The organism is Cryobacterium breve (genome assembly GCF_027594785.1).
Lineage (GTDB): Bacteria > Actinomycetota > Actinomycetes > Actinomycetales > Microbacteriaceae > Cryobacterium > Cryobacterium breve_A.
Window position 1 is genome coordinate 1,024,529 of the sequence record NZ_CP075584.1, and the last position, 14,122, is coordinate 1,038,650.

The 14,122-nt window shown below is 68.6% G+C and carries 16 protein-coding genes and 1 pseudogene; 9 read left to right on the forward strand and 8 right to left on the reverse strand.

Annotated features, from left to right (window positions below; genetic code table 11):
* The first annotated feature begins 35 nt into the window (after positions 1-35).
* From KIV56_RS05010 to KIV56_RS05025, 4 genes are all read left to right on the forward strand, one after another.
* Positions 36-659, forward strand: coding sequence for a biotin transporter BioY (locus KIV56_RS05010; protein ID WP_281535378.1), 624 nt, complete (start codon positions 36-38; stop codon positions 657-659).
* 6 nt (positions 660-665) lie between these two features.
* A complete protein-coding gene (locus KIV56_RS05015; protein ID WP_281535379.1) occupies positions 666-1,346 on the forward strand; it encodes an energy-coupling factor ABC transporter ATP-binding protein in 681 nt (226 codons plus the stop codon).
* 222 nt (positions 1,347-1,568) lie between these two features.
* Positions 1,569-1,937: a CbiQ family ECF transporter T component gene (locus KIV56_RS05020; protein WP_281535380.1), complete on the forward strand. Its 369-nt coding sequence runs from the start codon at positions 1,569-1,571 to the stop codon at positions 1,935-1,937.
* Positions 1,938-2,056: 119 nt separating this feature from the next.
* Positions 2,057-2,494 (forward strand): flavodoxin family protein, encoded by a 438-nt coding sequence (locus KIV56_RS05025; protein WP_281535381.1) that lies wholly within the window; start codon positions 2,057-2,059, stop codon positions 2,492-2,494.
* Positions 2,495-2,540: 46 nt separating this feature from the next.
* Here KIV56_RS05025 and KIV56_RS05030 read toward each other — a convergent pair whose 3' ends face one another.
* From KIV56_RS05030 to KIV56_RS05045, 4 genes and pseudogenes are all read right to left on the reverse strand, one after another.
* Entirely contained in the window at positions 2,541-3,059 is a 519-nt protein-coding gene (locus tag KIV56_RS05030) for a cation transporting ATPase C-terminal domain-containing protein (RefSeq protein ID WP_348648464.1), read from the reverse strand.
* A 347-nt stretch (positions 3,060-3,406) separates the two neighbouring features.
* A complete protein-coding gene (locus tag KIV56_RS05035; RefSeq protein ID WP_432432631.1) occupies positions 3,407-4,243 on the reverse strand; it encodes an HAD family hydrolase in 837 nt (278 codons plus the stop codon).
* A pseudogene (locus KIV56_RS05040) lies at positions 4,229-5,264 on the reverse strand (cation-transporting P-type ATPase); the annotation flags it as partial. The gene KIV56_RS05035 and the pseudogene KIV56_RS05040, both read right to left, overlap by 15 nt.
* A gap of 144 nt (positions 5,265-5,408) precedes the next feature.
* The gene (locus KIV56_RS05045) at positions 5,409-6,803 is read right to left on the reverse strand and encodes a cation:dicarboxylate symporter family transporter (protein WP_281535384.1); all 1,395 of its coding nucleotides are present in this window, start codon (positions 6,801-6,803) and stop codon (positions 5,409-5,411) included.
* Between the two features lie 134 nt (positions 6,804-6,937).
* Here KIV56_RS05045 and KIV56_RS05050 point away from each other — a divergent pair, with 134 nt between their 5' ends.
* Both KIV56_RS05050 and KIV56_RS05055 read left to right on the forward strand, forming a co-directional pair.
* Positions 6,938-8,605, forward strand: coding sequence for a sensor histidine kinase (locus KIV56_RS05050; protein ID WP_281535385.1), 1,668 nt, complete (start codon positions 6,938-6,940; stop codon positions 8,603-8,605).
* The gene (locus KIV56_RS05055) at positions 8,598-9,311 is read left to right on the forward strand and encodes a response regulator (protein ID WP_281535386.1); all 714 of its coding nucleotides are present in this window, start codon (positions 8,598-8,600) and stop codon (positions 9,309-9,311) included. Before KIV56_RS05050 ends, KIV56_RS05055 begins: the two co-directional genes overlap by 8 nt.
* Positions 9,312-9,314: 3 nt before the next feature.
* On the opposite strand, the gene KIV56_RS05060 is transcribed toward KIV56_RS05055, so the two are convergent.
* Positions 9,315-10,313, reverse strand: coding sequence for a lysylphosphatidylglycerol synthase transmembrane domain-containing protein (locus tag KIV56_RS05060; protein WP_281535387.1), 999 nt, complete (start codon positions 10,311-10,313; stop codon positions 9,315-9,317).
* Between the two features lie 64 nt (positions 10,314-10,377).
* On the reverse strand, positions 10,378-10,890 hold the full coding sequence (locus KIV56_RS05065) for a mycothiol transferase (RefSeq protein WP_281535388.1): 513 nt from the start codon (positions 10,888-10,890) through the stop codon (positions 10,378-10,380).
* 164 nt (positions 10,891-11,054) lie between these two features.
* On the opposite strand from KIV56_RS05065, the gene KIV56_RS05070 reads away from it, so the two are divergent.
* From KIV56_RS05070 to KIV56_RS05075, 3 genes are read left to right on the forward strand one after another with little or no spacing between them, the layout of a single operon-like run.
* Positions 11,055-12,227 carry an AI-2E family transporter gene (locus KIV56_RS05070; protein WP_281535389.1) on the forward strand — a complete coding sequence of 391 codons (1,173 nt, stop codon included), beginning with the start codon at positions 11,055-11,057 and terminating at the stop codon, positions 12,225-12,227.
* Positions 12,228-12,236: 9 nt separating this feature from the next.
* Positions 12,237-12,560 carry a GAP family protein gene (locus KIV56_RS20220; protein WP_432432602.1) on the forward strand — a complete coding sequence of 108 codons (324 nt, stop codon included), beginning with the start codon at positions 12,237-12,239 and terminating at the stop codon, positions 12,558-12,560.
* Positions 12,446-12,898, forward strand: coding sequence for a GAP family protein (locus KIV56_RS05075; RefSeq protein ID WP_432432632.1), 453 nt, complete (start codon positions 12,446-12,448; stop codon positions 12,896-12,898). The genes KIV56_RS20220 and KIV56_RS05075 overlap by 115 nt, the downstream gene beginning before the upstream one ends.
* 61 nt (positions 12,899-12,959) lie before the next feature.
* On the opposite strand, the gene KIV56_RS05080 is transcribed toward KIV56_RS05075, so the two are convergent.
* Together KIV56_RS05080 and KIV56_RS05085 are read right to left on the reverse strand one after the other, a co-directional pair.
* Complete coding sequence (locus KIV56_RS05080; RefSeq protein ID WP_281535391.1) at positions 12,960-13,346, reverse strand: DUF1622 domain-containing protein; 387 nt, start codon at positions 13,344-13,346, stop codon at positions 12,960-12,962.
* Between the two features lie 74 nt (positions 13,347-13,420).
* Positions 13,421-14,062 (reverse strand): ScbR family autoregulator-binding transcription factor, encoded by a 642-nt coding sequence (locus KIV56_RS05085; RefSeq protein WP_281535392.1) that lies wholly within the window; start codon positions 14,060-14,062, stop codon positions 13,421-13,423.
* Between the last annotated feature and the right edge of the window lie 60 nt (positions 14,063-14,122).

Consider the following 14,122-nt stretch of genomic DNA (forward strand, 5'->3'; position numbering starts at 1 on the left):
GAAAGCACCCCCGGACTGCTCGTACATTGAAAACCATGACCGCCAGAATCCTGACCGTGCGCGACCTCGCGCAGATCGCCATCTTCGCCGCGCTGATTGCGGCCCTCGGCGCCCCCGGCCCCCTCTCCCTCGGCGTGATCGCGGTGCCGATCACCCTGCAGACCCTGGGCGTGATGCTCGCGGGCGCGATCCTCGGGGCCCGCAAGGGCTTCTTCGCCGTGTTCCTCTTTCTCGCCCTCACGGCGGCCGGGCTGCCGTTGCTCGCCGGCGGCCGTGGCGGCCTCGCCTGGTTCACGACCTCGCCGTCGGCGGGCTACCTGTACGGCTGGCTCCTCGGCGCGCTCGTGATCGGGTACCTCACCGGCCGGCTGCTCCCGAAATACCCGTTCTGGCCCGCGCTCGGTGCGACCGTGCTCGGCGGCATCGTCGTGATCTACGCCATCGGCGTTCCCGTCACGGCGTTCACCCTGCACCTCCCCATCTGGGGCGCCCTGGTCGACGCCTCGAAGTTCCTGCCAGGAGACGCGATCAAGGCCGTCGTCACAGTCCTCGTCGCCAGCCAGGTGCACCGCGCGTACCCGGGCCTCATCCCCCGCCGCCGCACGGTCGCCGCGGCCACCACCGCGGCCACCACCCCGGCCCAGGCCTCGGACGAGTAGGCCGACGTGAGCACGATCGTCTTCGACGGGGTGTCGCACTCCTTCGGCGACCGGCGCGTGCTCCGCGACCTGAGCCTCACCCTCACCGAACGCCGCATCGGGATCGTCGGAGCGAACGGCTCGGGCAAATCCACCCTCGTCCGGCTGATCAACGGGCTCGTGACACCGGATGCCGGCACCGTCACCGTCGACGGACTCCTCGTCGCGAAGAACGCGCGCGAAGTACGACGCCGGGTCGGCTTCATCTTCACCAATCCCGACAACCAGATCGTGATGCCGACCGTCGAGGAAGACGTCGCGTTCAGCCTCCGCAAACGCGGACTGAGCGCGGCCGAGATCGCCGGGCGCACCCGGGAGGCACTCGACCGTTTCGGGCTCAGCGCCCACGCCGCCCACCCGGCGCATCGGCTCTCCGGCGGCCAGAAGCAACTTCTCGCCCTCGCCGCCGTCCTCGTCGGAGAGCCGCGGGTCGTCGTGGCCGACGAACCGACGACACTCCTGGACGCCCGCAATTCCCGGCGCATCGCCGACCTGTTCCGGGCCATGACCCAGCAGGTGATCGTCGTCACCCACCAGCTCGATCTCCTCGAAGACTTCGACAGGGTGATCTGCATCGAGGACGGCGCCATCGTCGCGGACGGCGCACCGGCCGTGGCCATCGACGCGTACCGGGCACTGCTCGCATGATCGGCCTCTACTCGCCGGGGCACTCACTCCTCCACCGGGCGCCGACCCTTCTCAAACTGGCCGTCCTGTCGGCCGGGGTGCTCTGGGTCGGCATTCTCGGCGAACCGTGGCATCTCCTGGTCGCGCTCGGCGTCGTCGCCGGCCTGTACCTCGTGGCCGGCGTGCCCCGCGCGCGCGGCCTGGCAGCAGATCGGCCCGATCCTGTGGATCCTCCTGATCGCCGTGCCGATCCAGGCGCTCCTCGCGGGCTGGGCCCCGGCGGCGCTCATGGCCGGCCGGCTGCTCGTGGCCGTCGCCCTCGCCGCGCTCTTCACGCTCACGACCACCGTGACAGCGGTACTCGAGGGGTTCCAGCGGCTGCTCCGCCCCTTCGGTCGCTGGGTCGATGCCGACCGGGTCGGCCTGCTCGTGGCGATCACGCTGCGCTGCATCCCCCTCGTCGCCGAGATCGTCACCGAGGTGCTCGAGGCCCGCAGGGCCCGCGGCACCCAGGGTTCCCTGCTCGCGCTCGCGGTGCCGGTCGTCGTGCGGTCGCTGTACGCGGCGGATGCGATCGGCGAGGCCCTGGTCGCGCGCGGTCTCGACGACTGACCGGCAGCCGTGTGACACCCGTTCTGGGTACTTCTCCGGCACGAACGAACCTCGACAGCCCCACCGGCCGGGACCACACTGGGAGCATCTGAACCATCGTTTCCTAGTGGAGGCCGCTCGTGAGCGCGCTCGTTGTCTTCGATTCCAACTACGGCACCACCGAATCCGTCGCGGGGGCCATCGCGGATGCGATCGGCGGCAGTGCGGTGTCGGTCGCGACCGTCAGACCGGACAGCCTGTCCGAAGTGGATCTCCTCGTCGTCGGCTGCCCCATCAACGGTTGGCGTCCCTCCCCGCGGATGCAGGCCTTCCTCGACCAGTTGCACCCAGGCTCCCTGCGCGGCATCCAGGCGGCCGCATTCGACACCCGGATCCACTCCCCCTGCACGGGGACGCCGCCGGGAGGGTGGCCCGCAGTCTCAGGGCCGCCGGTGCTCACATCCTGGCCAGGCCGACAGGGTTCCTCGTCGACGGCAAGACCGGACCGCTCGCCGCCGGTGAGCTCCGACAGGGCACGGGAGTGGGCCGGTTCGATCGTGACCGCCCTCGCCTCCTGAGCCGCGCTCTGATCAGCCTCCGCCAGGATCCGCCTCCGTCGTGCGGCTATTTCCGGCCGGCCCTGGCCCGCCGGCGCCGGGCGGCCGACCGTCGCCTGGCGACGACCGCCCCCGGTTCCACGACGCTGAAGCGTGCCGCGCGCCGGGCGAGGTGGTGGCTCGAGACCCGCTGCCGGATGGCCGGCGGCTGTTGTGCCGGGCGGCTGAAGAACCACTGCTTGGCGAACTCGACCAGGACGAGGTACAGCACGGTCATCCCGGCCAGGGCGAGGAAGAACGGCAACGGCAACGGGTCGAAGCCGAGGACGCCGGCGAGCGGAGAGAACGGCAGGTACATGCCGATCGCGACAACGGAGAATGCCGAGATGGTGAGCCCTCGAGACGCCTTGCTACGCAGGAACGGCACCCGGCGCGTGCGGATCGCGAAGATGATGAGCGTCTGCGTGGCCAGCGATTCGATGAACCACCCGGCCCGGAACTCCCCGGGCGCGGCCTGGAAGACGACGAGCATCAGCGCGAAAGTCGCGAAGTCGAAGAGCGAGCTGATCGGGCCGAACAGGAACATGGAAGCGCCGGATGTAGCCGATGTCCCAGTGTGACGGCGCGAGCAGTTGCTCCTTGTCGACCCGGTCGCCGGGAATGGCGAGCTGGCCGGCGTCGTACAGGAGGTTGTTCAGGAGAATCTGCCCGGGCAGCATCGGCAGGAAGCTGAGCACGACGGATGCCGTTGCCGCGCTGAACATGTTGCCGAAATTGCTCGAGGTCCCCATCAGCACATACTTGATCGTGTTCGCGAAGATCCGTCGACCTTCCATCACCCCGTCGGCCAGCACGCCGAGGTCTTTGTCGAGGAGCACGACATCGGCGGCGTCCTTGGCGACGTCCGTTGCGCTGTCCACCGAGATCCCGATGTCAGGCTCCGTGCAGGGCGAGCGCGTCGTTGACGCCGTCGCCGAGGAAGCCGACGGCACGCCCGTTCGCCCGCAGGACGTGGATGAGCCGGGACTTCTGCTCCGGGGACACCCGCGCGAAGATGCTCGCTTCCTCCGCCCGGACCGCGAGGTCGGCATCCGTGAGGGCGTCGATCTCCCCGCCCGTCAGCGTGCCTCCCGACTCGAGGCCGAGATCGCCGCACACCTTCTCCGCGACCCGGGCGTTGTCTCCCGTCGCGATCTTCACGGAGATGCCCAGAGTCTCGAGCCGCTTGAGCGAGACCCGCGCGCTCTGTTTCGGGCGGTCGAGGAAGATGAGGAACCCGGCGAGGGTGAGGTCGGTTTCGTCGGCCGGGCGGATGCCGGTGAGCCCGTCGGCAGACCGGGTCGCGACCGCGACGACGCGGCTGCCCTTCGCGTATTGCTCGTCGAGCAGGTGCCGGGCGGACGGTGCCACGTCACGGCAGACCTGGAGCACCTCCTCCGGCGAGCCCTTGGTGACGAGCGTGACCGCGCCTTCGGGGTCGCGCACGAGCACGCTGGTCATCCGGCGCTCATGGTCGAACGGGATCACGTCGAGGCGGGCGTACGCGGACACCCGCGACGCCGCGGCATCGGGTGCGGCCCAGACGGCGACGTCGAGTGGATTCTGGCCGACCGTCGACACGGCGCCCGTCGAGTAGTCGACCTCGGTCGCGAGCAGCCCGAACCGCAGGACGTCGTCCGCATCGACGTGCGGGGCTGCCGGGAGCGCCGTCGTGAAGGAGATCTTCCCCTCGGTCAGGGTTCCGGTCTTGTCGGTGACGAGCACGTCCATGTCGCCGAGGTCCTCGATCGAGACGAGGCGCTTGACCAGGACCTTGCGCTTCGCGAGTTCCCGGGTTCCGGTGGCGAGGCTCGTGGAGACGACGGCAGGAAGGAGCTGGGGAGTGATCCCGACCGCGATCGCGAGCGAGAACAACAGGGACTCGAGCAGGGGGCGCTGGAGCAGCAGGTTCGCGACGAAGATGAGCGTCGTCAACCCGATGGCCACCTCGAGCAGCAGCAGCGAGAACCGCCGGAGGGCAGTTCTCGAACTCGGTCTGTGGCTGCCGGGTGCCGAGACCGAGCGCAATGCGCCCGAATTCGGCGTGCACTCCCGTGTAGACGGCGACGCCGACGCAGCTTCCGGACTGGACGACAGTGCCCATCAATGCGCAGGAGCTCAGGTCGCCGAGCGCCGCTCCGCCGGGGACGGGTTCCGGCGACTTGTCCACCGGCAGGGACTCCCCGGTGAGGATGCTCTCGTCACAGAGCAGGTCCTCACACGAGAGCAGGCGGATGTCGGCGGGGACGACGGCGCCGAGGGACAGGTGCAGGATGTCGCCGGGGACGATGTCGACGACATCGATCTCGACCAGGGAGCCGTCCCTGACGGCGACGGCCTTGTGCGTCACCCGCGAATGCAGGGCCTCGGCGGCGAGTTCGGCCCGGTACTCGTTGCTGAAACCGAGCCCGACGCTGACAAGGAGGATGACGCCGATCACGATCGAGTTGGTGACGTCCCCGAGGAGCAGCGACAGGGCTGCGGTGACGATCAGGAGGATGAGGATCGGGCTGCGCAGTTGCCTGCCGAGCACGGACAGGGGTCCCGCCTTGTGCGTGCGGACCGCGTTGGGGCCGGTCTCGGCGAGCCGACGGGAGGCTTCGACGCTGCTCAGGCCCGCGGCCGTCGACCCGAGTTCGCCCAGCACCTCCGCCGTGCTCCGGCTGGCGAAACCGGCGAGCGGCGCCGCCCCGTCCGGCCTCGGACTCTGGCTCACGGTTTCTTCCGACGTGAGGTCGGGCATCTCCGTCATCTTCTTCTCGGTCCCCCGGTCAGGCGCCTGGTATCGCGCTGATTCCGAGACTATCCCTCCCCCGGTGACCTGGCGGATGCGCGGCGGCGGGCCCGCCCTCGACGAGGTGCGGGCTCGGCGCCGCGCTTCACGGTGAAGCCGGGGTCAGTGCCTGGCGTCTTCGAGCACTGCGGACTGCGCCGCCCGTTCTGCCGCAACGGATTGTTCTGCGGGGGTGGGGTCGACGGTGTGCGCCATCATGGTGGTCTCGTCGAACGGTTCGAGGCGATCGAGGACCCGGTCGACCTGGGCCCTGTCGATCTCCCGGGTCCAGGACCCGATCAGCACGGTGGCGACGGCATTGCCGGTGAAGTTCGTGAGCGCACGCGCCTCCGACATGAACCGGTCGATGCCGACGATGAAACCGACGCCGCCGAGCAGCTGCGGGGCGTGGGCCTGCAGTCCAGCGGCGAGGGTCGCGAGGCCGGCGCCGGACACGCCGGCGGCTCCCTTGGACGCGATGATCATGAACACGAGCAGGCCGATCTGCTCACCGAGGGCGAGCGGCTGGCCCATCGCGGTGGCGATGAAGAGGGAAGCCATGGTCAGGTAGATGGCGGTGCCGTCGAGGTTGAACGAATAGCCCGTCGGCACGGTGACGCCGACGACCGGCTTGGAGACACCGAGGTGCTCCATCTTGGCGATCAGCCTCGGCAGCGCGGCCTCGGACGACGAGGTCGAGAAGATCAGCAGGTATTCCCGGCCGAGGTAGCGCATCAGCTTGAAGATACTCACGCCGGTGGAAATCTTGAGGAGCCCGCCGAGGATGACGACGATGAAGAGGATGCAGGTGAGGTAGAAGGCGCCCATCAGGGTGAAGAGGCTCACGACCGCCTGGAAGCCCGTGGCGCCCACGACCGCCGCGATGGCGCCGAACGCGCCGATCGGCGCGAGCCACATCACCATGATCAGAATCCGGAAAACGAGGGCCTGCACGTTCGCGATCGCTTCGAGAATCGGCTTGCCGGCCCTGCCCATCTTCTGCAGGGCGAACCCGGCGATCAGGGCGACGAAGAGGGTCTGCAGGATGTTGCCGCTCGTCACGGAGGAGAACAGCGTCGTCGGGATGATGCCCAGGAAGAATCCCTGTGAATCGGCGGCAGCCGGTGGCACGTACGCCGCGGCCGCCTTCAGGTCGAGCCCGGCGCCGGGGTGGATCAGGTTCCCGACCAGCAACCCGATTCCGAGTGCGAACGTGGACATGACCAGGAAGTAACCGAGTGCCAGTCCGCCGATCCGGCCGACGGTCGCGGCCTTGGCGATCGAGCCGATGCCGATCACGATCGTGCAGAAGATGATGGGCGAGATCATCATCTTGATCAGGGCGATGAATACGTCGCCGAGCGGCTTGAGCGAGACGGCGAAGCCGTCCTTGCCGCCGAAGAGCAAGCCGACGGTGATACCGAGCACGACGGCCACGACGACCGCGATGTAGAGGTAGTGGGACTTGTCGATCCGTTTCGCCGGGCGGACCGGACGTGTGGCTCGCAGTGCTGCCATGAGAGACTCCTTTGTCTGGTGTTGTGCGTTTCAGAATGGTCGACTCGGTGAGAGGCGTCACGGTTGCGGTCATATTGTTCACGGGCGACGGACACACGGTTTCAGTCACATCGAGGTGAGAAGGGCGGCACGCCATGATTCGCGGCTGGAGTATCGCGCGCCGGCTCTTCCTGGCCCATTTCGTCTTCATCGTCGCGCTGACCGCCTTCGTCGGTACCGCACTCTTCATCGACGCCCGCGATCGCGGCTACGCCGAAACCGAGAGCCGGATGCTGTCGGTCGCGACGGCCATCGCGGAGAACCCGCTCGTCCTGGAGGCCAGCGGGACCCCGGATCCGAGCGCGCTCCTGCAGCCCTATGCCCTGAGCGTCACGCAGAAGGCCGGGCTCGACTTCATCACGATCATGGCCCCTGACCGAACCAGATGGACTCACCCCACCGAATCGGAGATCGGCCGGCCGTACATCGGCACCATCGCCCCTGCCCTAGTGGGAACACCGTTCACCGAAGTCACGACGGGAACCCTGGGTCCGTCCGTCCGCGCGGTCGTGCCCGTCGTCGATGCGCAGGGAGCCGTGCGCGCGCTCGTCGCTGCCGGCGTCAAGACCAGCAACCTGTCGATCGCGCTGACCGCACGACTGCCCGCTGTCCTGGGCCTCGCGCTCGCCCTCCTGGTGGCCGGTGCGCTCGTCACGTCCCTGATCGGGCGTTACCTGCGCAGGGTCACCCTGGGTTGGGGACCGGAACAGCTCGCCCAGCTGTTCGTGTACTACGACTCCGTGCTGCATTCCGTTCGGGAAGGACTCGTCCTCGTCGATCTGAAGGGCGAGCTCGTGCTCTACAACGACCAGGCCGCCGAGCTGCTCGGCATCCCGTCCCGCCCGGCGAATCCGCGAGGTGCCGCCGCCCCGACCCTGGGCGAGCTCGAGCTCCCCGCTGGGCTCGGGGACCTGCTCCGCAGCGGCAGGCCCGTCCAGGACGAGATCCATCTCACCCGCACCCGGGTGCTCGTCGTCAACCAACAGCCCGCGCTCGCGCCGCCCGTGAGCGGCCGCGGAAAACCGACGCCGATGGGGTGGGTGGCCACGATCCGCGACCACACCGACCTGCAGTCTCTCGGCAGCGAACTGCAGTCCATGCAGACCCTGTCCGACGCTCTGCGTGCCCAGACCCACGAGCATGCCAACCGGCTGCACACGATCGTCTCGCTGATGGAACTCGGCCGCACCGGAGACGCACTCGAGTTCGCGACCAGGGACCTCGAACTCGGCCAGCTGCTGACCGACGAGGTGGTTGCGTCCGTCGACGAGCCCGTGCTGAGCGCGCTGCTGATGGGCAAGTTCGCACAGGCCAGCGAGCTCGGCGTCAACCTCGCCGTCGAGGCCACCGGCAGCCTGTCGGACACCGGACTCCAGGCCAGGGACCTCGTCACGATCGTGGGCAACCTGATCGACAACGCCCTCGACGCCGCCATGGACGCCCCGGCGCCGCGTGAGGTTCGCCTCTCGGTGCGCAGCGGCGCGGTCTCCGTCGTCATCGAAGTCCCCGACAGCGGAAACGGCGTCGATCCGGACACGATCGACGATGTGCTTCGCCGCGGCTTCAGCACCAAGGAACCCGGCGAGTTCGGGCGCGGGCTCGGCCTCGCACTGGTCCGACAGACCGTGAACCGGCTCGGCGGCACCCTCTCCATCGGCCGGAGGACGGGTGCCGTCTTCACGGTCACGCTGCCCTGCCGGACCCCCTACCCGGAGGTTTCCAGCGTGCGCCCCACCGGAAGGACGGATGCGCACGATGCCTGACTCGGACATCCGCGTGCTCGTCGTCGAGGACGAGGCCATCGCGGCAGAAGCCCACGCGGTCTATCTCGGGCGCCTGGCGGGATTCGTGCACGCCGGGACCGCGCGGGACGGGCACTCCGCCCTGCGGTCGCTCGCGGAAGCGGAGTCGACGGGCAGCCCGATCGACCTGGTCCTGATGGACATGACGCTCCCCGACCTCCACGGCCTCGACGTCAGCCGCCGGATGCGTTCGGCCGGGTTGATGACGGACATCATCGCAATCACGGCGGTGCGCGACCTGACGATCGTGCGCGGCGCCGTGGCAGCAGGCATCGTCCAATACCTGATCAAGCCGTTCACCTACGCGACCTTCGCGCAGAAGCTCGGCCAGTACCGCGACTTCCGGCTCCAGCTCGGCACGCAATCCCGGGTCACCAACCAGTCAGACGTCGACCTGGCCTTCGCGAGCCTGCGCGCCCCCGCCGAGCTGCCCCGGCCGAAGGGACTCGCGGAAGGCACCCTCACGGCCGTCATCGAGTTCCTCAAGGACCACGAGTCCGCCGTCTCCTCGAGCGAGGTCACCGACGGGCTCGGGATCTCCCGCGTGACGGCGCGCCGATACCTGGAGTACCTCGCGGAGACCGGAACCGTTGTGCGTTCTCCGCGCTACGGGACGCCGGGGCGCCCGGAGAATGAATATGCCTGGAAGCGAATATCGCGGCCCTGACATTCAGGGAGTGACCGGACGCCGCCGGAGCACACCGAGCCGCAACGACAGGTACGCCACAAGGCCGAGCGGGATCGGCAGCCAGAACTCGAGCGCCCGCCAGCCCACGACGGCGAGCAGCGCCGTCGCATGCGGAGTGCCGACGGCGACGAGAGCGGGCACGAGCACGCCCTCGACGATGCCCAGGCCACCCGGGGTCAACGGCAGGAGGGCCAGGAGCCCGGCGAGCCCATAGACGGCAAGCAGCGGGCCTACAGCAAGTGGATGCCCGAACGCGGCGAGCAGAACTCCGAGCGAAGCCGCGTCGAGCAGCCAGTTCGCGCCGGCGAGTCCGAGCGCCGCGGACATCCGCCGCCGGTCTGTGACGAGCTCGAGGACCTGCGCCGCCACAGAGCGGACGAAGGCCTCGACGCGTTGTGCGGAGATCAGCGGCACGCGGGCCGCCACCCGGCACGCTCCCCGGACGACGAGCTCGGTCCGGCGGGTCAGGAGCCAGACGCCTGCGCCGGAACCGGCGAGCAGGACCAGCACCACCGTCCCTGCCGCGATATACGTTCCCGTGACGACGAGGGTCGTGAACGACAGCAGGATCCCTCCGGCGAACACGACCCCGAGCACCAGGTTCGAACCGGTGGTCTCGATGGTCGCGGCCGTGATCGCGGCGCCAGAGCGCACTCCGGCCCGGACAAGAAGCCGGAACCTCACGGCGGCCGCCGTCGCACCCCCGCCGGGCACGACGTGGTTCACCCCGAGGTCCGCGAGGTCGATCCGGAGCAGGGTGAAGTAGTCCGGCCGGACGGGTCCGAGGACCGCGGCGGTCAGCGCACTGAACGAGAGCAGCGAGAACAGCTGGAGGACGGCGGCCAGGACCACGAGCGGCAGCGAGACGCTTTCAAGTGAGGCGAGGGCCGCCTCGACGCCGGCGAACTGCGGAACGACGACGAACCAGACGATGACGAAGAGCAGCGCCGTCGACAGGAGCACCTTGAGCCACAGTGGCACGCGCGCGCGCGTCCCGCCCGGCGAACCGGCAGCGGGCGGAACGGCGCTCTGGCGCACGGCGGGGTCAGGCCCCGGAGCGGACCGCCAGACCACGCACGAACGCGGCCTGGCCTGCGTGCTGCAGGTCGTCGGCCAGCACGCTCACCAACCGGGCTCCGAGCGTCACGGGCGGGTTCCACGAGGTGTCGACGATGCGGTCGAGGTCCTCGGGGGTCAGCGTCGGAAGGTAGGCGAGGGTGCGGGCGTGCACGGCGTCGAAATAGCCACCGAGCAGGTCGGCACTGGCCCGGACGCCCCCGACCTGGTCAGCGGTCTGGCCGTATCCGGTCTCGGAGTCGGAGAAGGGGAGGTCGAACCTCGCGGCCCAGCCGTCCTTGGTCCAGAGTTCTTCCTCGCCGAGCAGTTCGGACACGTGTCCGTCCTGCACCCGGGTCAGGTGCCAGACCAGCCAGGCGATCGAATTCGCCTCCGGGTCCGCCCGGTATTCGAGCACGGCCGGGCCGGCCTGCCGCAAGACCGCACGCACCACGCCGCCGACCCGGCCGTAGGCCTCACTCAACAGCTCGCCTGACAGCATCCGTCTCCCCCGCTCTGGTTAGTTCCTCTCAGACTAGCTTCGAGGTGCCACGCCGGAGAAACGCGGAAAGGACGCTGAGCGCGCGAAATGGGACTACGTTTCCCAGTGAATCGTTGGCGGAGCCACTCGATGGACCACCCATCGCAGAGGATGGCGGAACAAGCATGAGCATCGTCGGACCCGATCCCACGCCACTGCTCCGGTATCCCCGCGGCACGCTGCTCCTGGTCGGCCTCGCCGCCGCCACGATCACGGCGATGGGGATGAGCGGCATCCGCGGCATTCTCGCCCCCGTCCTGCTCACTCTCGTGCTCTCCATCTGCGCGCATCCGGTCCGGGTGCGCCTGGAACGCCGCGGGGTGCCGCACGGCCTCGCGACGGGCTCGGTGATCCTCGTCGTCTTCGCACTGCTGTCCGGCTTCTTCTATGTCGTCATCGTGGCGATCTCCCAATTCGTCTCGATGCTGCCTGACTATGCCGCGGAGATCCACGACCTCGGCGTCTCCCTGGGCGAGTTTCTCAACACGATCGGCATCGGCGACGCGCAGATCCAGGCGATGACGGAAGGCTTCACACCCAGCCGGTTCGTTCCCTACCTCACCGGTTTCCTCGGCAGTTTCTTCGGCATCGTCGGCTTCCTGGTCATCGTCCTGACCATGCTGATCCTGATGTCCTCTGACGCGTCCTATGCGCACACCATTCTCGGGCAGTTGAGCCAGCGCCGGCCGGGCCTCGTCGATGCCCTCAAGGTCTTCGCCGCGAACGTTCGTCGCTACATGGTGGTCACGACCGTGCTCGGGTTGGCGCAGGGTTTTCTCAACTCCATCGCGCTGTGGATCCTCCAGGTGCCCGCTGCCCTGCTCTGGGGACTCCTGGCCTTCCTCTGCAGTTTCATCCCCAACATCGGCTACTTTTTCGCCATCACGCCGCCCGTCGTGTTCGGCTATCTTGTCGGCGGCTGGCCGACCGTGATCGCCGTCATCATCGTCTACGGCGTGATCAACGGCGGCGTGCAGTCGATCATACAGCCCAAGGCCGTCGGCAGCGCCGTCTCCCTCAACCAGACCATCACCTTCTTCTCCGTGCTGTTCTGGGCCGTCGTGATCGGACCGATCGGCGCCATCCTCGCGATCCCCCTCACCCTGCTCGCCCGAACGTTCCTCGTCGACTCCGATCCCGACGCCTCGTGGGTCAGGCCGGCCTTCGGACCGACGACCGAGACCCGTCGGCTCCTCAAAGCGGCGGATGTCGCGGACCGGAATGCGCGGAAATCAAAGCCGCCCCCGTCCCCCGGGTCGACACCCGCGGCAGCGCCGGAGCCCCGGCGCACGGTGTGAGACGCCCCCATGCTCCCCACCATCGGACGATTGCTCCCGCTTGCACTCGCCGTCGCGCTCAGCACGACGCCCATCCTGGTGACGGTGCTGCTGTTGCTCTCTCCGAAACAGCGCTGGTCGGCCCCGGCTTTCCTCGCGGGCTGGATCGTCGGGCTGATCGTCGTCACGGCCGCGTTCACGGCGACGTTGACCTGGCTTCCCCCGCGGACATGTCGGTCGTGCAACCGGCCCTGGGCTGGGTCGAGATCGTCCTCGGCGCCGCTCTCCTCGGGTCGGGCCTGTGGAAGCTCGTGCATCCGTCGCCGCCCCGGTTGGCCGAACCGGCCTGGCTGAACCGCATCGCGACCCTGGGCCCGGTGTCCTGCGCCGGGGTCGGACTCGTGCTCAATATCCGGCCGAAAGCGCTCGTCCTCGGCACGGCGGCCGGGCTCGCCCTGAGCGCACGCGCGCTCCCCTTCGCCGAGTTGGTGATCTGCGTCCTCGTCTACACGGTGATCGGGGTGTCCAGCGTCGCCGTTCCCGTCATCATGACCCTGGCCTCGCCGCAGACCATGGTCAAGCCGCTCGAGGCGCTCAAGAAGCGCATCGTCAACCCGTCCCAGACCGTCACCGTGGTCGTGGCCCTCATGCTGGGTGCCCTCATCCTGGGCGATGGCATGACCCGGATCTGACCGCCTGACCCGCCGCCTGCGCGTGACGGGACCGCGTGGGCCCGGCGGTATGGCTCCGGGACTAGTGCGTGGGTGACTGCGGGGTCACGGAAGCTTCGGGATCGACGCGCCAGCGAGACCACGGCCAGACTCCGTCCATTTCGACCTCGAGAGAGAAGCTCAACACCACGCGGATCAGGACGATCACGGCGAGGACGAGGACACTCTGCACGGTCGGTTCGACGAGGATGGTCCGAATGATATCTGCCACGATGAGGACCTCGAGGCCGAGGAGGATGGCCCGGCCCAGGTCACGACGGAGGCCGACGTACGCCTGGGTGCGGGTGGAGGACCGCAGCACCCGCACCAGGGCGATCGCGAATGCGAGGGCCCCGCCAAGCACCATGATGATCGCGCCGGCCGCCTCAACCACCTGCACACCGGCCGAAATGACCTGCTCGAAGTCCATGGACATCCCTCTCCTCGGGTGATCAGACGTTACCCTGTCCGCGTCGCCTCGGCCAGCGCCGACAGCATTCGGCATCACCGAGGGGAGAACGCCGCTTCCAGCATCCGCTGGCTGGAACTCTCATCTCCGGGAGGTACGAGTGCGGGCAGGAGAATCTCCCACATCTCCCGAACTCGCTGCCGGAGGTCGGCACGCTCCGTGAAGACGTCGGAGACCACCTGGACTCCCGTGAAGGCGGGAATGATGAAGTGCGCGAGCTTCGCGGCATCCGTGCCGGCGCGGAGTTCGCCCGTCGCGGTTGCCGCCCTCGCCAGGGCCTCGAAGGTTGCGAGCCAGTCCTCATAGGGACGTGTCAGTGACCGGTCGAACGATGACGTCTCCGTTGTGAGGCGGATGCCGGCACGAACAATGGGATCGGTGGTCAGTCGTTCAGCGAGGTCAGCGCAGAGCCGAAGCATGGACTCGAGTGGTCCGGCCGTCGATTCGAGTATCCGCGCCGCGGCGGCGGTCGCGATCCGGTGCTCTGCCTCGATGATGGCGAGTGCGACGTCGTCCTTGGAGGGGAAGTGAAAGTACAGGGCACCTTTCGTCACACCGGCGGCTGCCGTGATGTCGGAAAGTGTGGCGCCGCCGAAGCCCTGGCGATAGAAGACCTCCGCGGCGCCCGCGATGACCTTCTCGCGCGTGAGGATCGCTCGCTCCTGTTGTGCGGTCATGGGTGTTCCTCCGGGCGATAACGCATCCAAAATGTGTGCGGCTGCGTGTCGAGATCCCGG